The 22,823-nt window shown below is 73.3% G+C and carries 19 protein-coding genes and 1 pseudogene; 9 read left to right on the plus strand and 11 right to left on the minus strand.

The annotated features are described in order from the left end of the window. The first annotated feature begins 73 nt into the window (after positions 1 to 73). From VGH76_RS02030 to VGH76_RS02050, 5 genes are all read left to right on the plus strand, one after another. A complete protein-coding gene (locus VGH76_RS02030) occupies positions 74 to 1,849 on the plus strand; it encodes an ABC transporter ATP-binding protein (RefSeq protein ID WP_331554934.1) in 1,776 nt (591 codons plus the stop codon). 394 nt (positions 1,850 to 2,243) lie between these two features. Then, complete coding sequence (locus VGH76_RS02035) at positions 2,244 to 3,161, plus strand: aldose 1-epimerase family protein (RefSeq protein WP_331554935.1); 918 nt, start codon at positions 2,244 to 2,246, stop codon at positions 3,159 to 3,161. Further along, entirely contained in the window at positions 3,158 to 4,132 is a 975-nt protein-coding gene (locus VGH76_RS02040) for a carbohydrate kinase (protein WP_331554936.1), read from the plus strand. The genes VGH76_RS02035 and VGH76_RS02040 overlap by 4 nt, the downstream gene beginning before the upstream one ends. A 228-nt stretch (positions 4,133 to 4,360) precedes the next feature. Continuing rightward, complete coding sequence (locus tag VGH76_RS02045) at positions 4,361 to 5,665, plus strand: citrate synthase (protein WP_331554937.1); 1,305 nt, start codon at positions 4,361 to 4,363, stop codon at positions 5,663 to 5,665. A gap of 184 nt (positions 5,666 to 5,849) precedes the next feature. Next, positions 5,850 to 7,238, plus strand: coding sequence for a deoxyribodipyrimidine photo-lyase (locus tag VGH76_RS02050; RefSeq protein ID WP_331554938.1), 1,389 nt, complete (start codon positions 5,850 to 5,852; stop codon positions 7,236 to 7,238). 70 nt (positions 7,239 to 7,308) lie between these two features. On the opposite strand, the gene VGH76_RS02055 is transcribed toward VGH76_RS02050, so the two are convergent. After that, a complete protein-coding gene (locus VGH76_RS02055; protein ID WP_331554939.1) occupies positions 7,309 to 7,929 on the minus strand; it encodes a helix-turn-helix domain-containing protein in 621 nt (206 codons plus the stop codon). A gap of 167 nt (positions 7,930 to 8,096) precedes the next feature. On the opposite strand from VGH76_RS02055, the gene VGH76_RS02060 reads away from it, so the two are divergent. Then, positions 8,097 to 8,885, plus strand: a complete 789-nt coding sequence (locus VGH76_RS02060; RefSeq protein WP_331554940.1) for an SDR family NAD(P)-dependent oxidoreductase — start codon at positions 8,097 to 8,099, stop codon at positions 8,883 to 8,885. 4 nt (positions 8,886 to 8,889) lie between these two features. Beyond that, positions 8,890 to 10,434, plus strand: a pseudogene (locus tag VGH76_RS02065) (acyl-CoA synthetase). A gap of 630 nt (positions 10,435 to 11,064) precedes the next feature. Here the strand turns inward: VGH76_RS02065 and VGH76_RS02070 are convergent. The 5 genes from VGH76_RS02070 to VGH76_RS02090 form a co-directional block, all read right to left on the minus strand. Further along, positions 11,065 to 12,177, minus strand: a complete 1,113-nt coding sequence (locus VGH76_RS02070; RefSeq protein ID WP_331554941.1) for a gamma-glutamylcyclotransferase family protein — start codon at positions 12,175 to 12,177, stop codon at positions 11,065 to 11,067. Between the two features lie 8 nt (positions 12,178 to 12,185). Further along, on the minus strand, positions 12,186 to 12,827 hold the full coding sequence (locus VGH76_RS02075; RefSeq protein ID WP_331554942.1) for an MBL fold metallo-hydrolase: 642 nt from the start codon (positions 12,825 to 12,827) through the stop codon (positions 12,186 to 12,188). After that, positions 12,827 to 13,915: an S-(hydroxymethyl)mycothiol dehydrogenase gene (locus VGH76_RS02080; RefSeq protein ID WP_331554943.1), complete on the minus strand. Its 1,089-nt coding sequence runs from the start codon at positions 13,913 to 13,915 to the stop codon at positions 12,827 to 12,829. Before VGH76_RS02080 ends, VGH76_RS02075 begins: the two co-directional genes overlap by 1 nt. Positions 13,916 to 14,164: 249 nt before the next feature. Beyond that, positions 14,165 to 15,343: an acetyl-CoA C-acetyltransferase gene (locus VGH76_RS02085; RefSeq protein WP_331554944.1), complete on the minus strand. Its 1,179-nt coding sequence runs from the start codon at positions 15,341 to 15,343 to the stop codon at positions 14,165 to 14,167. Positions 15,344 to 15,544: 201 nt separating this feature from the next. Next, the gene (locus tag VGH76_RS02090; protein ID WP_331554945.1) at positions 15,545 to 16,831 is read right to left on the minus strand and encodes an alpha/beta fold hydrolase; all 1,287 of its coding nucleotides are present in this window, start codon (positions 16,829 to 16,831) and stop codon (positions 15,545 to 15,547) included. 273 nt (positions 16,832 to 17,104) lie between these two features. Here VGH76_RS02090 and VGH76_RS02095 point away from each other — a divergent pair, with 273 nt between their 5' ends. Continuing rightward, the gene (locus VGH76_RS02095) at positions 17,105 to 17,845 is read left to right on the plus strand and encodes a beta-ketoacyl-ACP reductase (RefSeq protein ID WP_331554946.1); all 741 of its coding nucleotides are present in this window, start codon (positions 17,105 to 17,107) and stop codon (positions 17,843 to 17,845) included. Between the two features lie 48 nt (positions 17,846 to 17,893). Here VGH76_RS02095 and VGH76_RS02100 read toward each other — a convergent pair whose 3' ends face one another. After that, positions 17,894 to 18,955, minus strand: a complete 1,062-nt coding sequence (locus VGH76_RS02100; protein WP_331554947.1) for an alpha/beta hydrolase — start codon at positions 18,953 to 18,955, stop codon at positions 17,894 to 17,896. Positions 18,956 to 19,181: 226 nt separating this feature from the next. On the opposite strand from VGH76_RS02100, the gene VGH76_RS02105 reads away from it, so the two are divergent. Further along, on the plus strand, positions 19,182 to 19,580 hold the full coding sequence (locus VGH76_RS02105; RefSeq protein ID WP_331554948.1) for a TMEM165/GDT1 family protein: 399 nt from the start codon (positions 19,182 to 19,184) through the stop codon (positions 19,578 to 19,580). 23 nt (positions 19,581 to 19,603) lie between these two features. Here VGH76_RS02105 and VGH76_RS02110 read toward each other — a convergent pair whose 3' ends face one another. From VGH76_RS02110 to VGH76_RS02125, 4 genes are all read right to left on the minus strand, one after another. Beyond that, on the minus strand, positions 19,604 to 20,401 hold the full coding sequence (locus VGH76_RS02110) for a heparin lyase I family protein (RefSeq protein WP_331554949.1): 798 nt from the start codon (positions 20,399 to 20,401) through the stop codon (positions 19,604 to 19,606). A 55-nt stretch (positions 20,402 to 20,456) separates the two neighbouring features. Continuing rightward, positions 20,457 to 20,678, minus strand: a complete 222-nt coding sequence (locus VGH76_RS02115) for a three-helix bundle dimerization domain-containing protein (RefSeq protein ID WP_331554950.1) — start codon at positions 20,676 to 20,678, stop codon at positions 20,457 to 20,459. A 70-nt stretch (positions 20,679 to 20,748) separates the two neighbouring features. Next, positions 20,749 to 21,600: a glutamate racemase gene (locus tag VGH76_RS02120; RefSeq protein WP_331554951.1), complete on the minus strand. Its 852-nt coding sequence runs from the start codon at positions 21,598 to 21,600 to the stop codon at positions 20,749 to 20,751. 25 nt (positions 21,601 to 21,625) lie between these two features. After that, positions 21,626 to 22,729, minus strand: coding sequence for an SDR family oxidoreductase (locus tag VGH76_RS02125; protein ID WP_331554952.1), 1,104 nt, complete (start codon positions 22,727 to 22,729; stop codon positions 21,626 to 21,628). Positions 22,730 to 22,823: the final 94 nt, after the last annotated feature.

A 22,823-nucleotide genomic window follows, 5' to 3' on the forward strand; every position in this document is an offset into this window, starting at 1 on the left:
CGCGAACTCGTGTTGTAGCCTCATCATGAGGTTGCCTCAGTAACTTCCGCCACCACATGTCAGGAGGCGCCCCTTGCCCCGCACCCCCGAGATCAGCCGCGAGGAGCGCGCCCGCGACCGCGAGCAGGCCCGTCAGGTCTCGCTGCGCCGGATCGCGCGCCTGTTCGCGCCCCACCGCCACGCCCTCGCCGTCGTCATCGCCGTGATCGTCGCGTCGTCCGTCGTCGGGATGACCTCGCCGTTCCTGCTGCGCGCCGTCATCGACGACGCGCTGCCGCACCGTGACGTGCGCCTGCTCGTCTGGCTGGCCGCCGGCATGGTGGCCGTCGCCGCCGTGACCGCCGCGTTCGGCGTCGTCCAGACCTGGATCTCCACCCGCGTCGGCCAGCTCGTCATGCACCGGCTGCGCACCGACGTGTTCGCCCACCTCCAGCGCCTCTCGCTGGGGTTCTTCACGCGCACCCGCACCGGCGAGGTGCAGTCGCGCATCACGAACGACATCGGCGGCATGCAGACCGTGGTCACCTCGACCGCGACGTCGATCGCCGCGAACCTCACGACCGTCGTCGCGAGCGCCGTCGCGATGGTCGCCCTGTCCTGGCAGCTCTCGCTGGTCACGCTGCTCGTGCTGCCGCCCTCGGTGCTGCTCTCTCGCCGGGTGGCACGCGTGCGCCGCCGGCTGACGGCCGAGCGCCAGCGCGAGCTCGCCGACCTCAACGTCACGATCGAGGAGGGCCTCTCGATCGACGGCGTCGTGCTCTCGCGCACCCTCGGGACCGGCGACGCGCTCGTCTCGCGGTTCACCGACTCCTCGCTGCGCCTCACCGACCTCGAGCTGCGCAGCCAGCTCGCGGGCCGCTGGTGGATGGCGACGATGAGCATCGTCTTCGCCGCGATCCCCGCCCTGATCTACCTCGGCGCCGGCCTGCCCTGGACGGCGGGCGCGCTGTCGATCGGCACGCTGGTCGCGTTCACCTCGCTGCAGGCAGGGGTGTTCCGGCCGCTGTCGTCGCTGCTCGACGTGGGGGTGTCGATCTCCGCGTCGCTGGCCCTGTTCGCGCGGATCTTCGAGTACCAGGACACCGTGATCGACGTCGGCGAGCCCGAGCACCCCGTCGACCTGCCCGCGCCGCGCGGCGACCTGCGCATCGAGCACGTCACCTTCGCCTACCCGGGGGCCGACCGGTCGGCTCTTGCCGACGTCGACCTGCACGTCCCCGCGGGCTCGACGCTCGCGATCGTCGGGGAGACCGGCTCCGGCAAGTCCACCCTCGGCGCGCTGGTCGCCCGTCTGCACGACCCCGACGGCGGGCGGATCACCGTCGACGGCGTCGACCTGCGCGACCTGCGCCTGGCCGACCTCGCCCGCATCGTCGGCGTCGTCAGCCAGGAGACCTACCTGCTGCACGCGTCGGTGCGCGACAACCTGCGCTACGCCAAGCCCGACGCCACCGACGCCGAGATCGAGGCGGCCGCCCTCGGTGCGCAGATCCACCACGTGATCGCCGACCTGCCCGAGGGCTACGACACGGTCGTCGGACCCCGCGGGCACCGGTTCTCCGGTGGTGAGCGCCAGCGGCTCGCGATCGCGCGCACCCTGCTGCGCGATCCCCGGGTCCTCGTCCTCGACGAGGCCACGAGCGCGCTGGACACCGCCACCGAGCGCGCCGTCCAGGAGGCCTTCGACGCGCTGGCCCACGGCCGGACGACGATCACCATCGCCCACCGGCTCTCGACGGTCCGCGAGGCCGACCGGATCGCGGTGCTCGACCACGGCCGCGTCGTCGAGTCCGGCACCCACTCCGACCTGGTGTCCGAGGCGGGCCGGTACGCGGCGCTGGCCGCATAGGTGGGCGGAGCCCTCGTGAGCACTTTCCGGGGTTATGACCCCGGAAAGTGCTCACGTGGCCGAAGGCCACCCGACAGCGGCGCGAGCAGCGAACCGACCGAGCCCTCGACGGTGACCTTCTTGCGGGCCATCGCCATGGGGAGGTTGACCTGGCCCTGCCAGGATGCGTGCGCAGCACCAGCCCGGTGACCTCGAGCTTCGGGCCGGTCTCACGGTCCGCCATCGCGGCCTCGAAGATGCCGCCGACGTAGCGGCGCAGTTCGTCCTCGTCGGCGAAGCCGGGCACGGATCCTCCAGCGGTTCGACGTCGGTGCACTCCATATCCTGGGTTGCGGTGTGGCACAAGGTCACTCCGGGCGGTGTCGACGATCGACGACGACTACGGTCGCTGCTCATGGCGCCCACGGGGCAGCACCACGAGATCCGTTCCGGCCGCGCGCGCGCCGTCGTCACCGAGATCGGCGCGGGGTTGCGCGCCTTCGTCGTCGACGGCACCGACCACGTCGAGACCTTCGCCGAGGACGCCCACCCGCCGATGGGCGCGGGCTGCGTGCTGCTGCCCTGGCCCAACCGCACGGCGGGGGCGCGCTTCACCTGGCGCGGCCGGACCCACGACCTCGAGGTGACCGAGCCCGCCCGGGGCCACGCGATCCACGGGCTGGTGCGGCACCGGCCATGGGGCGTCACGGCCCACGACGACGCCGCGATCACGCTGGCGGTCGACGTGCCCGGGGGCGCCGAGGAGGACGCGCACGGCTGGCCGCAGCCGCTGCACGTGGAGACCACCTACGGGCTGGACGGCGACCCCGGGTCGCTCACCGTGTCCCACTCGGTGACCAACACCGGCGACGGCGACGTCCCGGCCGGCGTCGGCACCCACCCCTACCTGCGCGTCGGCGACCACCCCTCCGACGACTGCACGCTCACCGTCGCCACCGCCACCGTGCTCGACGTCGACGACTCCCTGGTGCCCACCGGTCCGGCCCGCGAGGTCAGCCCGGCCGAGTCGCTGCGCCGCGGCCGACCGGTGGCCGAGCTCGACCTCGACACCTGCTTCGGCGTCAACGCGGGTGTCGCGGGCGTGCTCGCGGAGCTGCGCGCCCCCGATGGGACCGGCACCCGGCTCTGGGGCGATCGCAACATGGCGTGGGTGCAGGCGTTCACCCCGGACAGCCCGTTCGGCCGGCCGGGGAAGGCGGTCGCGGTCGAGCCGATGACCTGCCCGCCCGACGCCTTGAACTCGGGCACCGACCTCGTCGTCCTCCAGCCCGGGGCGACGTGGACGGTGCGGTGGGGACTGGAGGCGTTGTGAGCTCCGGGCGGGTGGTGGTGGGGGGCGAGGCGCTGGTCGACCTGGTGCCCGTGGACATGCAGCGGAGCGGAGCTGGACCATCGAGCGGGGAGGAGCGCCCGCTGGCGCCGCTCGCGCCGCGTCTGGGCGGCGGCCCCTACAACGTCGCGATCGGGCTCGGGCGCCTCGGGATCCCCACGACGATGCTCACCCGTCTGTCCACCGACGCCTTCGGCGACGCCCTGCTCGACCGGCTGCGCGACTCCCACGTCGACGACGCCCTGGTGCAGCGGGGCGACGAGCCCTCGACGCTCGCCGTCGTCACGCTCGACGGGTCCGGTGCCGCCCGCTACTCCTTCCACGTCGCGGGGGCGGCGGACCGCCTGGTCGCCGACCCCGGTGACCTGCCCGCGGACACGGCCGCGCTCGCCGTCGGGACGCTGTCGCTGGTGCTCGAGCCGGGTGCCTCGGTCTACGCCGCGCTGGCCCGCCGGGCCGCCGACGCCGGGATCTTCGTGAGCCTCGACCCCAACATCCGCGCCGCCCTCGTCCCCGACCCCGACGCGGTGCGCGCCCGCCTCGACGCGATCGCCGCCCGCGCCGGGCTGGTCAAGCTCTCCGACGAGGACGCCCACTGGTGGAGGCGGTCGCCGGCGGACCTGCTCGCGGCGGGCGCGGCGGCCGTCGTCGTGACGCGCGGCACCGAGGGCCTCGTCGCGCACACCCGCCGCGGCGAGGTGGCGGTCGGCGCCGACACCTCGCGACCCGTCGTCGACACCATCGGCGCCGGCGACTCGGTGCACGCGGCGCTGCTCGCGCACCTGCAGGCCCACGACCTGCTCGACCGCGACCGCGTCGTGGATCTCGACGACGACGGCTGGCGGGCCGCGCTCGGCTTCGCGGCCCGGGTGGCGAGCTGGACGGTGTCGCGGGCGGGGGCCGAGCCGCCCACGCGGGCCGAGCTCGCCGGGGAGGGCGTCACCCACAGCTGAACCGTGACCGGGACCACTCCGTCGGGGTCCGGACTCCGTGATGCGGTGATCGCTCGCCGGGCGCTACGGTTCGCGCAGCGTACGACGCCCCACACCCGCGGGAGTTCGCCTCGGGGGGACGCCGCTCCCGATCCCGGGGTGACCGACCGTCCCGCCCGGGCCGGTCAGCGTCGATTCCCCGGCTTCGAGAGCCCTCCCGCACGAGAAGCGTGAAGAGGGATGCACGAGATGGCCGACGACGGCGAGAAGCGCACCGCCACCCTGTCCTACCCGGGTGGGGAGCACACGATGGAGATCGTCGAGGCCACCGAGGGGGCCTCCGGTGTCCAGCTCGGCAAGATGCTCGGCGAGACCGGCCTGATCACGCTCGACCCCGGCTTCGTCAACACCGGGTCCTGTCGCTCCGACATCACCTACATCGACGGCGACGCCGGGATCCTGCGCTACCGCGGCTATCCCATCGAGCAGCTGGCGAAGAACTCCACCTTCGTCGAGACGAGCTACCTGCTGATCTACGACGAGCTGCCCAACCAGAAGCAGCTCGAGGACTTCACCCAGCAGATCCAGCGGCACACGATGCTGCACGAGGACCTCAAGAAGTTCTTCGACGGCTTCCCCGTCGACGCGCACCCGATGCCGGTGCTGTCCTCGGCGGTATCCGCGCTGTCGACCTTCTACCAGCGCAGCCTCGACCCGTTCGACGAGCCGAACGTCGACCTCTCGACGGTGCGCCTGCTCGCGAAGGTCCCGACGATCGCGGCCTACGCCTACAAGAACTCCATCGGCCAGCCGTTCCTCTACCCGGACAACAACCTGAACCTGGTGGAGAACTTCCTGCGCATGACGTTCGGCCTGCCGGCCGAGCCCTACGAGGTCGACCCCGAGGTCGCCCGCGCGCTGGACATGCTGTTCATCCTGCACGCCGACCACGAGCAGAACTGCTCGACCTCGACGGTGCGCATGGTCGGCTCGTCGCAGGCCAACCTGTTCGCGTCGATCTCGGCCGGCATCAACGCCCTGTTCGGCCCGCTGCACGGCGGGGCCAACGCGGCCGTCCTCTCGATGCTCGAGGGCATCCGCGACGCCGACGGCAACACCGACGACTTCGTCGCGAAGGTCAAGAACAAGGAGCCCGGCGTCCGCCTCATGGGCTTCGGGCATCGGGTCTACAAGAACTACGACCCACGCGCGGCGATCGTCCGCGACACCGCCCGCGGCATCATCGAGAAGCTCGGCGGCGGCGACGAGCTGCTCGACATCGCGATGAAGCTCGAGGACTACGCGCTCAACGACGACTACTTCGTCGAGCGCAAGCTCTACCCGAACGTCGACTTCTACACCGGCCTGATCTACCAGGCGATGGGCTTCCCGACGGAGATGTTCACCGTCCTGTTCGCGATCGGGCGCCTCCCGGGCTGGATCGCCCACTGGCGCGAGATGATCGAGGACCCGGACACCCGCATCGGCCGCCCGCGCCAGGTCTACACCGGCCCGTCCGAGCGCGACTTCGTGCCGATGGACCAGCGCAGCTGATCACCGGGGTTCTGACCGAAGGGCACCTCCGCTCGAGTAGATGAGCCGGGGGCGCCCTTCGCCGGAACGGGCCCGCTCTGCCGTGATCTGAGCGAAGGTGCCCTTCGGTCGATCTAATCGACCGGAGGGCACCTTCGCTCACTCCGGGGCGGGTGACGACGGCGGGCCCGGGTACCTGCTGGGCATGCCATGGTCCGACTCGACGGCGGTCGTCTGGTTCCGCCGCGACCTGCGCGTCCACGACCAGCCGATCCTGCGCGACGCCGCCGCCCGCGCCGACCGCGCGCTGGCGCTGTTCGTGCTGGACCCGGCGCTGCTCGAGCCCTCCGGCGCCCGCCGTCGGACGTTCCTGTACCGCTGCCTGCGCGCGCTCGACGAGTCCCTCGGCGGGAAGCTGCTCGTGGTCAAGGGCGACCCGGCGGACGTCGTGCCGCGCATCGCCGGCGCGGTGGGCGCCGCCACCGTCCACACCGCCGCCGACTACAACCCCTACGGGCGCAAGCGCGACGAGGCCGTCGAGAAGGCGCTGGGGGAGCGCGACGTCGAGCTCGTCCGGTCCGGCTCCCCGTGGCTGACCGAGCCCGGCTCGATCACCAAGTCCGACGGCGAGCCGTACAAGGTGTTCACGCCGTTCTCCCGCGAGTGGACGAAGCGGATCGCCGGCAGCGAGCCCGTCGAGACCGACGCGCAGACGGTGCGGTGGATGGACCCGTCCGACAGGGACGGCGGCCCCCGCGCGGCGAAGATTCCCGACGACGAGGCGATCGACGCCGAGCTGCCCGAGGCGGGGGAGAAGGCTGCCCGGGAGCAGTGGGAGGCGTTCGTCGACGAGCACCTCACCGACTACGACGACGTCCGCAACCGGCCGGACAAGCCCGGCACCTCCCGGATGTCGGTGCACCTCAAGTACGGCACCGTGCACCCGCGAACCCTGCTCTCCGAGGCCCGCGGCAACGGCCAGGGCGCCACGTCGTATCGCAACGAGCTCTGCTTCCGGGACTTCTACGCGCACGTGCTCTGGCACTTCCCGCGCTCGGCCCGCGAGAACTTCGACCCGAAGTTCGACAGGATCACGCTCGACACCGGCAAGCAGGCGTACGAGAAGTTCGAGCGCTGGAAGGATGGCCGCACCGGATTCCCGGCGATCGACGCGGCGATGCGCCAGCTGCACGGCGAGGCGTGGATGCACAACCGGATGCGGATGGCCGTCGCGTCGTTCCTGGTCAAGGACCTGCACCTGCCCTGGTGGTGGGGCGCGAGGCACTTCATGGACCTGCTCGTGGACGGGGAGCTCTCGTCCAACCAGCACGGCTGGCAGTGGGCCGCGGGCTCCGGCACCGACGCGGCGCCGTACTTCCGGGTGTTCAACCCCGTGACCCAGGGGGAGCGGTTCGACCCACAGGGCGACTACGTGCGGCGCTGGGTGCCCGAGCTCGCCGACGTCGAGGGGCTCGAGGGCAAGAAGGTCCACGAGCCCTGGAAACTCGAGAACCCGCCGGCGGACTACCCGGCCCCGATGGTCGACCACAAGGCCGAGCGCCAGGAGGCGCTCAACCGCTTCCAGGCCCTGTAGGTGCGCTGCGCGCACGTGACCACTGATCCGCCCCATAGGACGGATTAGTGCTCACGGGCCCGGAGGGCACCTAGATCAACCGCTCCAGCAGCGACCGCGTACCCGCCCGGAGGTCGTCGAGCGCCGCCGGGTCGCGCGCGAGGTGGCGCATCAGGGCCTGCTGGAAGAGGCCGTCGAAAGCCGCGTAGGCGGTGGCGCTCGTGCAGGCCGGCTCGCGGCCCACGAGATGGGCGTAGGTGGTGACGATGCGCCAGATCATGCGCTCGAGCCCGGCGTCGATCTCGGCCACGTCGAGGCGGAACGACTCCTCGAACATCGACTGCGACCGCAGGTCGTACCAGAGCCGGTGCATGGGGGCGTCGCTCTCCAGCGTCGCGGCGAGCCCGTCCCCGGCGTCCCGGGCCAGGGCGTCGGCCGCCGTCGCGTGGGTGGCGACGGCGTCGTAGCGCTCGATGCACTGCGTCTTGAACCGTTGGACGCAGTAGGTGATCAGCTCGACCTTGTCGCGGAAGTAGTAGTGCAGCACCCCGTGGCTGAAGTCGGAGTGCGACGCGATCTCGCGCAGGCTCGTGCGGGCGTAGCCGAGGGCGGCGAGCGTCTGCAGGGCGGCGTCCGCGAGCTGACGCCGCCGGTCCTCGAACTTGTCGGCCGGCCGGCGTCCGGCGCGACCGACCGCATCGGTGCTGGTCACGTGGTGGTCCCCCAGAGCTGCCGCGACGACGACGATGCTAACCCCGATCCCTGGACACTCGTCCGAGAATTTCTTGACGACTGTCCAAGAACCTCCCTACTGTGACCCGCGTCGCACTGCAGCGACCAGGGTGCCGGACCACGCGGCCCGGCGGGGGAGGAGCGAGGGTGGGCGTGTTCGATCTGTCCGGACGTCGGATGCTGGTGACCGGCGGGGCGCAGGGACTCGGCGAGGGCATGGCCCGCGCGCTGACCGCGGCGGGCGCGTCGGTGATGATCGCCGACGTCGCGAAGGACCTCGGCGAGCGGACCGCGGCCGACGTCGGCGCCGGCTTCGTCGCCCTCGACGTCACCGACGACGCCGGGTGGGAGGCGGCGATCGGGCAGGCGATCGGCGAGCTCGGCGGCCTCGACGTCGTGATCAACAACGCGGGCCTCGAGGTGACCCAGCTGCTCGTCGACACCGACCCGGACGACGTCCGGCGGCTGCTCGAGGTCAACCTCATCGGCACGATGCTGGGGATCAAGCACGCGTTCCGCGCGATGCGCCCGGGCGGGCCGGCCGGCAACGGTGGCGCCGTCATCAACGTCTCCTCGGTCGCGGCGACCATCGCCTTCCCCTCGATCGCCGCCTACTCGGCGACGAAGTCCGGCGTCGACCGGCTCACCCGCGTCGCGGCCATGGAGTCCGGCAAGCTCGGCTACGGCGTGCGGGTCAACTGCGTGTACCCCGGCCTGATCCCCACCGCGATGGGCCAGAAGCTCGCCGTCGAGACCGCCGGGCTGGGCCTGTTCGGCAGCCCCGAGGAGGCGGTCGGCGCCGTCGTCGAGCTGACCCCCTCGGGCCGCCTCGGCGAGGTCTCCGACATCGCCGCCGCCGTGGTCTTCCTCGCCTCCGACGCCTCCCGTTTCGTCAACGGCGCCGGCCTGCCGGTCGACGGCGGCATGGGCATGTGACCCGATGTCCCTCGCGTCCTACCTGGACAAGGGGGCGTCGCTCGGCGGCGACGCCCCCTGCCTGACCCTCGACGGCGAGACCCGCAGCTACGCGGAGGTCGTCGCGCTCTCCCACGACGTCGCCCGGGCGCTGCGCCGGTCCGGCGTGGGCCCCGGGGACCCCGTCGGGATCCTGTCGGCCAACGACCCGACGGCGTTCGCATGCGTGTTCGGCATCTCCCGGGCGGGCGCGGTGTGGTGACCGATCAACCCGCGCAACGCGGCGGGGGAGAACCGGGAGCTGCTGGCGCTCTTCGGCTGCGTGGCGCTGGTGTTCCAGGCGACGTTCGCGGGACTCGTCGCCGAGATCGCCCCGCAGCTGCCCGCGCTCACCACGCTGGTGTGTCTCGACGATCCTGAGCCGGCGGTCGAGGGCGCCGTCGGGTTCGCGGAGTGGCTGGCGGTCGCCGCCAACGATCCGGTGGTCGACGACGGCGCCCACGGCGACGGGCTCGTCGCGCTCGTCGGCACCGGCGGCACCACCGGCCGGCCGAAGGGCGTCGAGCTCACCGACCGCAACCTCGAGACGATGACCGCCGTCACGCTGATGGCCTACCCGCTCGAGCGCCGGCCGGTGTACCTCGCGCTCGCCCCGCTGACCCACGCCGCCGGGGTGCTCTGCTTCCCGATCCTCGCCCAGGGCGGGGAGATCGTCGTGATGGCCGCGCCCGACGTCGGGCGCTTCCTCGCGCTGGTCGAGCGGCACCGCGTGACCCACACGTTCCTGCCGCCGACGCTGATCTACATGGTGCTCGACCACCCCGACCTCGCGACGACGGACCTGGGCTCGCTGCAGTGCTTCTGGTACGGCGCCGCGCCCATGTCCACCGCGCGGCTCGAGCAGGCCTGCGAGCGGATCGGGCCGATGGCGCAGCTCTTCGGCCAGTCCGAGGCCCCGATGATGATCTCGACGATGAGCCCGGCGGACCACCGGCACCCGGACGGGACCCTCGCCACCGAGCGGTTCGCGTCGGCGGGACGCCCGTCGCCGCTGGTCACCGTGGCCATCATGGGGGAGGACGGCAGCCTGCTCGCGCAGGGCGAGCGCGGCGAGATCGTCGTGCGCAGCTCGCTGGTCATGGCCGGGTACCACGACGATCCGGAGGCCACCGCCGAGGTCTCCGCCCAGGGGTGGCACCACACCGGCGACGTCGGCTACCTCGACGAGGACGGGTGGCTCTTCATCGTCGACCGTGCCAAGGACATGGTCATCACCGGCGGGTTCAACGTGTACTCGGCCGAGGTCGAGCAGGCGCTGATGGCCCACGAGGCGGTCGCCGACTGCGCGGTCGTGGGGCTGCCCGACGAGAAGTGGGGCGAGCGGGTGGTCGCCGCGGTCCAGGTCCGGCCGGGGGCGAGCGTGGAGCCCGAGGAGCTCATCCGCTTCGCCAAGGAGCGGATCGGGAGCGTGAAGGCGCCCAAGGAGGTGCTGCTCTGGGGCGACCTGCCGCGCTCCACCGTGGGGAAGGTGCTCAAGGCCGAGGTCCGCGAGACGCTGACGCACGGCTGATCCGCATCGCACCCCCACACGCGCGTCACGATCCCGCCCCCGCGACGTCGATGTCGATGAGGAGCGGAGCCACTCGTTCGGGACGAGACCGCCCCCGAACGGGCGCTCCGCCGGTGCGCCCGGACAGAGCAGCATGTGCCGAGATCGTCGGATCCCCCGGGATCCGGCCGACCGAGCGCCGGGCGGGGCGCGCTGGGGGTGGGGTGCGGTGCGGCTGCTGGTCGTCCTCGTGGTCACGGTGGCACTGCTGATCGCCGCCACACCGATCGCGCTGTCCCAGGCGCCCCGGCTGCACACGCCGCTGCTCGCGATGGTCGCCTTCGGGGTCGCGGTGATCGCGCTGGTCGCCGGGGTGGCGCTGCTGGTCCGGGCGACGACGGGGCACCGGCGGGCGCTGCCGGCCGGCGACGGCGTGGCGGGCGTGCCCCGGCGCGGGACGGTGGCGGCACGGGTCGTCCCCTCGCCCCGCCGCGCCGCAGACCTTCAGCCGGCCGCCGACGACAGCGTCACCGACCCCCGTCCGGGACACGGGCACATCGTGCTGGTGCCGACCGCGGGCCCGATCACGGTCTCCGCCTCGGCGTCGGCCACCGGACCGCGGCACGCCCTGGCCGGGCCGGCGGGCAGGGGTCAACTCCGCCAGGACCCGTCCACGGCCGGCCAGTCGCCGACCGGCCCGTCCCACACCCAGGCCCAGCAGAGCTCCGGCACCGGGCCCGACGACCCCGACCCCGTCACCGCGGCGGCGGCCGCCGAGCGCTCCGCGGCGTTCGCGGCCCGGTACACCGCGATGCGCTCGCGGCGGTAGCCCGGCCCCTCGTAGGCGTCGAGCGCGGGGAGGTCCCGGGCCGGGTCGGCGAGCTCGACGACGTGGCCCCGCGCGACCCCGGCGGCGTCGCGGGCGAGCGCCGGGTAACCGCGGCCGGTGTCGTGCACCCGGCCCGCCGTCACGGCCGGCCACCAGTCCCGCGCGCCCGGCGCGAGCCGCCACCACGCGGACGCCCCGGGCTGCAGGGTGCCGTAGACGAACACCCGCGACGGCCAGGTGCGGGGATCGGGGGCGCCGGTCGGCACGACGGTCGCGGCGCTGTCGGCGACCTCCCCCGGCACGCCCTCCAGCGCCCGCGCCTGCTCCTGCGCGACGTCGCGGCAGCGCAGCGGGGCGCCGTCGACGAGCAGCGGGGCCCGGATCGGGTCGGCCGGCCAGTAGGCGAGGACGGGGTCGAGCCTGACGCCGTCGTCGAGCGACACCACGCGGGCCGCGTGCACCCGGGCGAGGGCGTAGCGGCGGCCACGGCCCTCGCAGACGTCGAGGACCGCCACCTGCTCCGGGGTCGCGAGCCAGACCCCGTGCACCTCGTGCGGCTCGTCGTCCGGCACCACCGCCAGCGTCGCCGGGCGGGCCCCGTCGCGGGCGCGCCAGCCCGCCGCCCACACCGCCGCGACCCCGGCCACGGCGGTGTGCAGCACCACGGCCGGTCCGGTGAGCCCGAGCTCGCGGCGCAACCAGCTGATCTTGGACGGGCACCGGTTGGATCCGAAGGCGAGCACCGGGACCCGCCCGGCCAGCGGCGGCGCGCCGTGGGCAGCGAGCCACGCGTCGATCCCGGTCCCGTCGACCCGCCACCCGCCGGCCGCCCCGGGATCCGGGGACAGGCGGCGGGTGGTCGCGTCGACATGGACGAACGAGTGGCCCGGCGCGACCCCGGGGTAGGGGTCGGCCGGGAAGCGCTCGTCCGGCACGGGACCGTCTATTCCTTGGCTGCCTTCCACTCCTCGAGGTGGGGCGCCTCGTCCCCGATCTTGGTGCCGTCCCCGTGCCCGGTCCGCACCACCGTCTCGTCGGGCAGCGTGAACAGCTTCGCCGCGATCGAGTCGAGGATGACGCCGTAGTCGGAGTACGACCGCCCGGTCGCCCCCGGCCCGCCGTTGAACAGCGTGTCGCCGGTGAAGACAGTGCCGAGGTCGGGCGCGTAGAAGCAGACCGATCCGGGCGAGTGGCCCGGGGTGTGGATCAGCTGCAGGTCGATCCCGGCGATGGTGAACGTCTCGCCGTCCTCGAGCTGCCCGTCGGGCTCCCGGTCGGAGTGGGTGAGGTCCCAGACCACGCGGTCGTCGGGGTGCAGCAGGATCGGCGCGTCGAGGGCGTCCGAGAGCGCCGGCGCCGCGTTGACGTGGTCGTTGTGCGAGTGGGTGCACAGGATCGCGGTGACGTTGCGGTCACCCACCGCCTTGCGGATCGCCTGGGCGTCGTGCGCGGCGTCGATGACGACGACCTCGTCGGCGTCCCCGAGGATCCAGACGTTGTTGTCGACGTCCCACGACCCGCCGTCGAGCTCGAACTTGCCCGACGTGACGACGTTCTCGATCGGCCCCTCGCTGGTCGTGGCCATCAGAAGACCACCACCGAACGCAGGACGTCGCCCTGGTGCATCTTGTCGAAGGCCTGCTCGACCCCGTCGAGGGCGATCCGCTCGGTGACGAACTTGTCGAGCGGGAACCGGCCCTGCAGCGCGAGGTCGACCAGCATCGGGAAGTCCCGGCTGGGCAGGCAGTCGCCGTACCAGGACGAGCTCAGCGACCCGCCGTGGGAGAAGAACGGCTGGAAGTCGGCTTCGAGCTTCATGTCCGGCGACGGGACGCCGACCAGCACCAGCCGGCCGGCGAGGTCGCGGGCCTCGAAGGCCTGCTTCCAGGTGGCCGGGATGCCCACGGCGTCGACGACGACGTCGGCGCCGAAGCCGTCGGTGAGGTCGCGGATGCCCTGCACCGGGTCGGTGTTCTTCGCGTTGATGCCGTGGGTGGCGCCGAAGCCCTTGGCCCACTCCAGCTTCCGGTCCTCGGTGTCGACCGCGATGATCGTCGTCGCGCCGGCCAGGGCCGCGCCGGCGATCGCCGCGTCACCCACGCCGCCGCAGCCGATCACGGCCACGGTCTCGCCGCGCGCGACCTTGCCGGTGTTGATCGCGGCACCGGCGCCCGCCATGACCCCGCAGCCGATGAGCCCGGCCTGCGCGGGGTCGATCTCCGGGTTGACCTTGGTGCACTGCCCGGAGTGGACCAGCGTCTTCTCCGCGAACGCGCCGATGCCCAGCGCCGGCTTGAGCTCCTCGCCGGTGTCCTTGAGCGTCATCGGCTGCGCAGCGTTGTGGGTGTCGAAGCACAGGTGGTGCTTGCCCTTGCGGCACGCCCGACAGACGCCGCACACGGCGCGCCAGTTCAGGACGACGAAGTCGCCGACCTCGAGCCCGGTGACGCCCTCGCCGAGCGCCTCGACCTTCCCCGCGGCCTCGTGGCCGAGCAGGAACGGGTAGGCGTCCTCGATGTTCCCCTCGCGGTAGTGCAGATCGGTGTGGCAGACCCCGCAGGCCTGGACCGCGACCACGGCCTCACCGGGCCCGGGGTCGGGGATCACGATCGTCTCGACCGTGACCGGCTTGCCCTTCTCCCGGGACACCACGCCCCGGACCTCCTGCGGCATCTTCGCCCTCCCAGACGTGTCGGCTGTACGCACCCATGCGCAGGTTCCCACGTGGCCCACGCCACTACGCAACCCAGCGGCCACAAGATCCCGGCTCCGGGCCGATCAGAACGAAGGGCCCCTTCGGTCGGATAGACCGCCCGTGGGCGCCCTCGGCCGAAATCCCGGCGGACTGCCGGGTTCCGGCGAGAGGCGCCCCTTGACGGCTCTATCGACCGAAGGGGCCCTTCGCTCGAGACCGGGGTGGGCTCAGACGTGCAGCACGAGCGCCGAACCCTGGCCGCCGCCGCCGCACAGGCCGGCCGCGCCCACGCCGCCGCCGCGGCGCTTGAGCTCGTGGGCGAGGTGGATCGCGATCCGGGCGCCGGAGGCACCGACCGGGTGGCCCAGCGAGATGGCGCCGCCGTCGACGTTGACGAGGTCGGAGTCGACCCCGAGCTCGTTCATCGACTGCAGCGCGACCGCCGCGAACGCCTCGTTGATCTCGATGAGGTCGAGCTGCTTGGGGTCGAGGTTCTCGCGGCCCAGCGCCTTGAGGATCGACTGCGAGGGCTGCGAGAGCAGCGAGTTGTCCGGGCCGGCCACCCAGCCGTGGTGGCCGATGCGGGCGAGGACCTCGAGCCCGAGCTCCTTGGCCTTCTGCTCCGACATGACGACCGCGGCCGCGGCACCGTCGGAGATCTGCGACGAGGACGCCGCCGTGATGGCGCCCTCCTTGTCGAACGCCGGGCGCAGCTTGCCCAGGCCCTCGGCGGTGGTGTCGCCGCGCACGCCCTCGTCCTCGGTGACGACGAGCGGGTCGCCCTTGCGCTGCGGCACCGACACCGGGGCGAGCTCAGCGTCGAACCGGCCGTTCTTGGCGGCGTCGGCGGCCCGCTGGTGCGAGAGGGCGGAGAACTCGTCCATCGCCTGGCGGGAGAGGCCGATCGCCTTCGAGAAGCGCTCGGTGGAGGCGCCCATCGACTCGTGGTCGTAGACGTCGGTCAGCGCGTCGTACTCGGTGGCGTCGAGGATCGTCCCCGAGCCGTACTTGTAGCCGCGGCGGGCCTTGGGCAGCAGGTACGGCCCCTCGGACATCGACTCCATGCCGCCCGCGACGACGATGTCGTACTCCCCGGCCTGGATCATCTGGTCGGCGAGCGCGATCGCGTCGAGGCCGGACAGACAGACCTTGTTGAGCGTGAACGACGGGGTCGACATGGGGATCCCGGCGTCGGTCCCGGCCTTGCGCGCCGGGTTCTGGCCGGAGCCGGCCTGGATGACCTGACCCATGATCAGGTACTCGACCTGGTCCGCGGCGACACCGGCCTGCTCGAGGGCCCTGGTGATCGCGGTGGTGCCGAGCTGCTGGGCGGACATCCCGGCGAACGCGCCGGAGAGCTTGCCGATCGGCGTGCGTGCGCCGGAGACGATGACGGAGCCGGGCATGACTTCCTCCTGGGCGGTGCGGGTTTCTCGAACGTGGCACGACGGCGGGCCGTGCTCGATGGGCGGGCCGCGGCTGGACCCCGCTGCGCGTCCCGGGGACGCACCAGGGTCCGAACCTACCCGCGGCAGGTCGTCGGCCGAAGGGTTCGCGGCCGGTCCCGTCCCGGCGGACGGGTCACGCGGATCGGTTCAGATCCGGGGTCAGGCCGCTCCCTCGGCGGCGGCCCCGGAGAACCGCGCCACCTCCGCCATGATCGGCGGCCACTCCTCGCGCAGGGCCTGGTTGCCCATGAAGAGCCCGAGGTGCCCGCCGGGCGCGGTCCGGGTCCAGACCCGCTCCGACGGCGTCGACACGGCGTCCGCGGCGCGGAACACCTGCACCGGCGGCGTGATGTGGTCGGTCGCCCCGCCGAGCAGGAACAGCGGGCACTCCAGCGCGCCGAGGTCCACGCGCCGGCCGCCGACCACGAGGTCCCCGGTGATCAGCTCGTTGCCGGAGAAGAGGTGCTCGACGAGCCAGAGGTAGAAGGTGCCGGGCACGTCCTGGGTGTGCTTGAACCAGTCCTCGAAGGCCTGGTAGCGCGCGATGGCCGCCGGGTCGTCGAGGTGGCGCAGCAGGTCGACGTGCTTGGCGATCTCGGAGTCCGGGCTCATCGCGATGAAGCCGTTGAGCACGAACTGCCCGGGCATGTTGCCCCGCCCCAGGGCCACCATCGCGCGGTAGGGCGCCGTCCCGTAGCGGCGGGACAGCACCCGCGACGACGCGCCGATCGCGGTGTCACCGGCGTGGAAGTCGATCGGTGCCCCGGCGAGGGTCAGGGTGTTGATCCGGTCCGGGTGCAGCGCCGCGTAGATCGCGGAGAGCCAGCCGCCCTGGCAGTCGCCCACCAGGTTCACCGAGGTGTGGCCGGTGCCCTCGGTCGCGGAGTCCACCGCGCGGTCGACGACCGCGATGTAGTCCTCGATCGTCGTCCCCTTGGTCGCCTGCGTGGCACCGACCCAGTCGAGGGTGAACGCGCGGGTGAGCCCGGCCTGCCGGATGACCTGCATCTGCGACTGCGTCGGGGCGAAGTCGACGATGCACGAGTCGTGGCCCGCCTGGGGCGGCAGCACCAGGGTGGGCACGACGTCGTCGGTGGCGCCGGCGCTGAAGTCGCGCAGCCGGGCGATCGGGGTCTCCCACACGACGCGGTGCTCGGTGGACCACGACGGGCGGCGCCGGCCGAGGACGTGGCGCCACCAGCGCGCGGCGTCCCACACGGTGCGGTGCGGCGTCGCCGCCTGGGCGAGCGCACGCGTGCTGACGTAGGCGCCGCCCTCGGCCAGGGCGGTCGCCGCCTTGCGCAGCGTCTCGCCCCGGAACGAGCGCAGGTAGGCCGCGGGGTCGACCGGGTCCAGGGTCGGCGCGTCCGGCGCGCCCTCGAGGTCGTGGTCGGGTGCCTCGTCCGGCCCGCCGTCGTGGTGGGGGGCGTGTGCCTCGGCCGTCATGGGTGCCTCCTCGCGCAGCTGGTCGCTGCGGGCTCCGGGAACCCGGGACCGGGCTCCGGCGACGCCGCCGGCTGCTCGACGAACGCTAGGTGTGCTTGACATCGTTCGCAACGAGGGTGCCCCGTCTGGGGCGCGCACTGACCTTCTGGACGGATTCCGTCACGGATGTGTCGCGGGTCGCCGCAACGGGTGTGACACCGACCACCACTGGGCACGCTGGGTCGCGCGGAGAGTCGCAAACCAGCGGACACACGACGAGCGAGGAGGCCGGCGATGGCGGACATGACCGGACAGGTGGCTGTGGTGACGGGCGGCGCCCGGGGGATCGGCAAGGCGATCTCGGAGCGGCTCGCGAACCGCGGCGCGAGGGTCGCCGTCGGCTACTCCAGCGGCCGCGACACCGCCGCCGAGCTCGCGGAGAAGTACCCCGGGATGACCATCCACCAGGGCAACATCGGCTCCCGCGAGGACTGCGAGCGGGTGGTCCAGGAGGTCTACGACCAGCACGGCCGGATCGACATCCTCGTCAACAACGCCGGCATCACGGCGGACAAGATGCTCCACAAGATGGAGGTCGAGGACTGGGACAAGGTCATCCAGGTCAACCTCTCCGGCACGTTCTACATGTCCCACCTGGTCTTCCAGCACATGCGCGAGCGGCAGAGCGGGCGCATCGTCTCGATCTCCTCGGTGATCGGTGAGCGCGGCAACGCCGGCCAGGCGAACTACGCGGCGACGAAGTCCGGCCTGTTCGGTCTCACCATGTCGCTGGCCTCCGAGGGCGCGAAGAAGGGCGTCACGGCCAACTGCGTCGCCCCGGGCTACATCGAGACGGACATGGTGGCGGGGGTGCCGCAGAAGGCGATCGACGCGATCGTGGCCCAGGTCCCGGTCGGGCGGCTCGGCCAGCCCGACGAGGTGGCGCGCGTGGTCGAGTTCCTCGCCGACCCGGACTCCGCCTACATCACGGGCCAGGTGTACTCGGTCAACGGCGGCCTCTTCATGTCGGCGTGAGTGTGCGTGTCTTTCCGTGCCGGGGCACGGAAAGGCACGCACGAGCCGTCAGGCCAACCGCGTCGAGAGCTCGTCGCAGATCTCGTCGAGCGCCTCGCCGGCCGCCCGGCACACGCCGGGGAAGCAGATGAACCCGTGCACGGCGCGGGCGTGGTCGGAGTGCCGCGTCGGGACGCCCGCGTCCCGCAGGCGCTCGGCGTAGGCCACCCCGTCGTCGTGCAGCGGGTCGACCCCGGCGGTGATGACCAGCGCCGGGGGCAGGTCGCGGTGGTCGGGGGCGAGCAGCGGGGAGCAGAACGGGTCGCTCGCGTCGCCGTCCGCGCCGAGGTAGTTCGCGCGGAAGACGTCCATGTCGGCGCGGGTGAGCATCGGCCCGCGCTCGAAGGTCGTCGTCGACGGCGCGGCGAAGCCGAGGTCGACGACGGGGTAGAGCAGCACCTGGGCGTCGATGGCGGGCCCGCCCTCGCGGGCGAGCAGGCAGAGCACCGCCGCGAGGTTGCCGCCGGCGCTGTCGCCCATGACGGCGACCCGGTCGGCGCGGCCCCCGAGGGCGTCGGCGTGGCGCACCGCCCAGCACAGCGCGGCGTACCCGTCGTCGCGCGCGGCGGGGTAGGGGTGCTCCGGGGCGAGCCGGTAGTCGACGGAGACGACGAGGGCGCCGACGCGGGCCGCCACGTGGGCGCACAGCCAGTCGGACTGGTCGAGGTTGCCCAGTGAGCCGCCGCCGCCGTGGAAGTTGACCACGATCGGCAGGCGGTCCTCGTCGCGGTGCCCGCCGGCCAGCGGGCCATGGGGCCGGTAGAGCCGCACCGTGAGCGGGCCGGCGTCGGTGCTGATCCGCAGATCGGTCAGCGACACGTCGACGGGCATCGGGCCGAACACCCGCGAGGTGACGACGTTGTGGGACAGCCGTCGTCCGCGGGCCCGGGCGAGGTCGTCCGCGCTCATGCGGCTGATCGCAATGGCGCCCATCCGGTCGGTGATCCAGGTGAACACCCGCGTGCGCACGTCGATCGTGATCGGCCCGGCGGGTGGGCCGTCGACGGCGGAGGTCGGGGGTGCGTCGGGTGCGGCGGTGCGTGCCGCCGAACGCGTCGTCGGACCCGGCATCACGCCTCCTCTCGGACGTCCACTCCGTCGTGGGTCGGGCACGAACTACCCGTTCGGCGGTCGACGGAGACGTGGTTACTCCGATCGAGTCCGTGGCGCCCGATCTTGACGTGTGCTGGCTCACGAAGCCAGCGCGGTCGGGCCCCCGTTCGTGGGTGCTCGGTGATCCGGTGCCCGGCGCAGGGTCGCCCCAGCGGGTGGCGGCATGTCGTCTCGGGGACACGCCGTGACGCCGCGGCGAGCGGGTCGTCGCGTGGCCCACGTCGCGGCGAACGCGTCGTCGCCCGTGCTCATGTCGATCACGCGAAGGGGAGTGGCTCCCAACGCCCCGGTCGAGGGGAGCTCGGCGGTCCTCGCCGCCTCGGTGGCGTTCTTCCTCGCCGAGCTCGGGGACAAGACCATGCTCGCGACGATCACCCTGGCGACGCAGTACCAGGGCTGGGGCGGCGTCGTCGGCGTCTGGGCCGGCTCGACCGTCGGGATGGTGGTGGCCGACGGGCTCGCGATCCTCGCGGGCCGCCTGCTAGAACGCCGCCTCCCGGAGAGGGCGGTGCGGATCGGCGCCGCCGTCCTCTTCGTCGCGCTCGGGATCTGGCTGGCGGTCGAGGCCCTCCTGGCCCGCTGAGCCGGGAGGCGTCTAGGAGGCGTCTAGGAGGCGCTGGCCAGCGCGGACGCCGCGTTGCGGTCGGAGGCGATGACGACGTCGTCGTAGTAGACCGTGCCGCCCTGGTCGATGTCCGAGGACCGGTAGAGGCCGGTCTTGAGGTAGGAGCGGTCGCCGGGGTAGAGCGTCCCGCTGCGCGGCCGGTAGCCCGAGACGACCTGGTTGCCGTCCTGGAGCACGTCGACGGTGCCGGAGTCGGGGTCGGACGAGAAGTGGACGTGCAGCACCAGATCGGTCCGCGCTCCCGGCGTCGCGGCGCCGAGGTCGCGCTCCCAGTGCTTGCCGATGCCGTCGCCGCCCTCGAGCACGAAGCGGCCGCCGTGCACCTGGATCGACAGCGGCGGACTGCCCTCGCCGGAGTTCTTCCACTGCGCCACCACCTGCCAGTCCGAGGTCGTCGTCGGGAAGTCCGACGGCAGGTAGAGCGCCAGCCCGAACCAGGAGTCGTCGCCCTCGCGGAAGCTGCGGTAGGCCGGTTCGAGCTCCGAGCGGGTGCCGCCGGCGGGCACGCTGTAGGCGACCGCGGCGCGCCCCGGGACGTCCGGGCTGTCGACCGCCTTCGGGTCGTCGGCGTCCTCGGTGTTCCACGGCGTGTCGCGGTAGGTGGCGAGCACGGTCGCGGCCGCCGTCCCCGACCGCCACAGCACCCCGTCGCCGGTGGGCCCGGAGGAGGCGCCGCCGGGGGTGCGGCCGGTGGCGCCGGAGCCCACGGTGCCGCACCCGGCGAGCAGCAGGGCCGCCACGAGCAGGACCGCGGTGGCGAGCACGCGTGGAGGCCTCACCCCGACGAGCGTACGGAGGCGGTCATGGGTGCCGGGTGGGTCGGCCCGGGTCGGCTCAGGCGTCGGAGAGCCGCAGGCGCACCGAGCGTTCGACGAGGATCGGCAGGAAGGTCCGGACGCGGGCCCCCGCCAGCCGGTCCCACGCCTCGGCGACGGCGCCCCGCACCGTGTCCGCAGCGACGCCGTGCTCGCGGTAGCGGGCGACGAGACGTTCCTCGGTCTCGGCGCGCACGGAGTGGTCGTCCTGCACGGCGGCGGTGGCCCGACCCTCGGTCATGCTCCGTATTCAACGACCTCGGACGGGGGACGCACCAGAGAGGTCCGGGAACCTCACAGCGCCGGGGACATCACGATCCGGGCACGGACCATCCGGCCTCGGCCAGCGCGTCGTCGCGCACCGGCGGTGGCAGCAGTGCGGCGTCGACCGGCCCGGCCGCGGCGAGCGCGGCACCGACGGGGTAGGCGCGCGCCGTGGCCGGCAGGTCGCCCTCGTCACCGGAGAGCACCACCGAGATGCCGGCCGGGTCGGCGCCGGGGCCCGGGCGCAGGCCCAGCCGCCGGAGGGCCTGGCCCGCGACGGCGCGCGAGCTGTCGTAGAGCCGCACGCCGGGCAGCGCGGCCGCGATGGCGTCGGAGACCAGCGGGTAGTGGGTGCAGCCGAGGACGATCCCGCCGGCGCCGGGCGGGGTGCGCGACGCCCCGACACCGACGGCGGCCGCGACCGCGCCGACGTCGGCGGCCTCGACGGCGTCGGCCAGGCCCGCGCACGGCACGGCGGTCGCCTGGCCCGGCGTCGCGAAGAGCGCGACGAGGTCGGCCTGGTAGGCGCTCGCGCTGGTGCGCTCGGTCGCCCAGATGCCGAAGGGCTCGCCGGCGGCCGCGGCCGGCTTGACCGCGGGGACCGTCCCGACGACGGGTCGCGCGGGTTCCAGCTCCGCGCGCAGCGGCACCAGGGCGGTGACGCTCGCGGTGTTGCACGGGACGACGACGGCGTCGGCGCCGCGCGCGACCGCCAGGCGTGCCGCGCAGAGCACCCGCTCGACGATCCACTCGCCCGCGCGTGGCCCCCACGGCATGCCGGCGGGGTCCAGGAAGAGGTCGAGGTGCACGTCGGGACGCAGGTGGCGCAACCATCCCGCGGTGGGCAGCATGCCGAGCCCGGAGTCGATCAGCGCGATCCGTGTCCCGCTCGCAGGCACGGGGCCGAGGGTACCCGGGGCCGGTTCACACCATCGCGGCGCTGCCGACGTCCGGGTGCTCGGCGAAGAACTCGACCATCGGGCCGACGTGCTCGTCGAACGACGGGCAGCTCACCCCGACCTCGGCGAGCAGGGCGGTGGTGGCCGTCGTGTCGTAGAGGGTCGGGTGGGTGAGGTACTCGAGCGTGCTCGAGGGGACCTTGAACAGCCGCCCGACCCCGGGCACGTGGTCGATGCCGAACGCCGCCAGCCCGGTGGGCGTGGGCACGACGCGCAGCCGCCGGCCCGCGCGCTGCGCGAACACCTCGCACATCCCCGTCACCGTGGGCGGATCGGGCTGGGCGAGCGCGACGGTGCGGCCGAGCGCGGCGTCGTACCCGGCCAGGGCCGCGATGCCGTCGACGACGAAGTCGGAGGGCACCAGGTTGAACGCCACCCGGTCGGCGCCCCGCGGTAGCGGCATCAGCGCGGTGCCGCGCTGGCGCAGGAGCAGCTGGAGCACGTAGTAGGGGCCGTCGAACTTCTGCGTGCGTCCGGTGACCGAGTCGCCGACCACGACCGAGGGCCGGTAGATCGTCACCGGCAGGCCCGCGTCCCGGGCCTTCGCGACGACGCGTTCGGCCTCGTGCTTGGTGTGGTCGTAGTGGTTCGCGAACGGCTGGCCGAGCTCGAGGTCGTCCTCGAAGAAGAGGCCGTCGTAGCGCCCCGAGACGTAGCAGGTGCTCACGTACTGCAGCCGCCGCAGCCCGGCCCCGTCGGTGGCGGCGCGGGCGAGCTCCACGACGTGGCGCGTGCCGTCGACGTTGACGCGCCAGGCGATGTCGGCGGCCACCGAGAGGTCGTACACCGCGGCCAGGTGGAAGATCTCCAGCGGCGCGTCGAGCAGCCGGGCCCGCACGGCGTCGTCGAGCCCGAGACCCGGCGTCGTGATGTCCCCGACGACGAGGTCGGTGCGCCCGGCGATCGCGGGGTCGTCGCGCTCGATCTGCCCGAGCGCCTCGCGCGCCCGGCCGAGCCACCGCTGCTGCACCAGCGCGACGGCGCGGGCGTCGGGGTCCCGGCGCAGGGTGCGCGGCAGGAGCGCCGAGCCGAGGAATCCGGGGAACCCGGTGAACAGCACGGCACTCACGAGAGCCTCCCGGCAGTGGGGTGGGACCGTCCCGGGCGCCGTGAGTCCGCGCACACCCGCGCCGTGGGGCGAGGCGAGGGTGTCATCACGTACG

This window comes from Actinomycetospora sp. (assembly GCF_036497585.1).
Taxonomy (GTDB): domain Bacteria; phylum Actinomycetota; class Actinomycetes; order Mycobacteriales; family Pseudonocardiaceae; genus Actinomycetospora.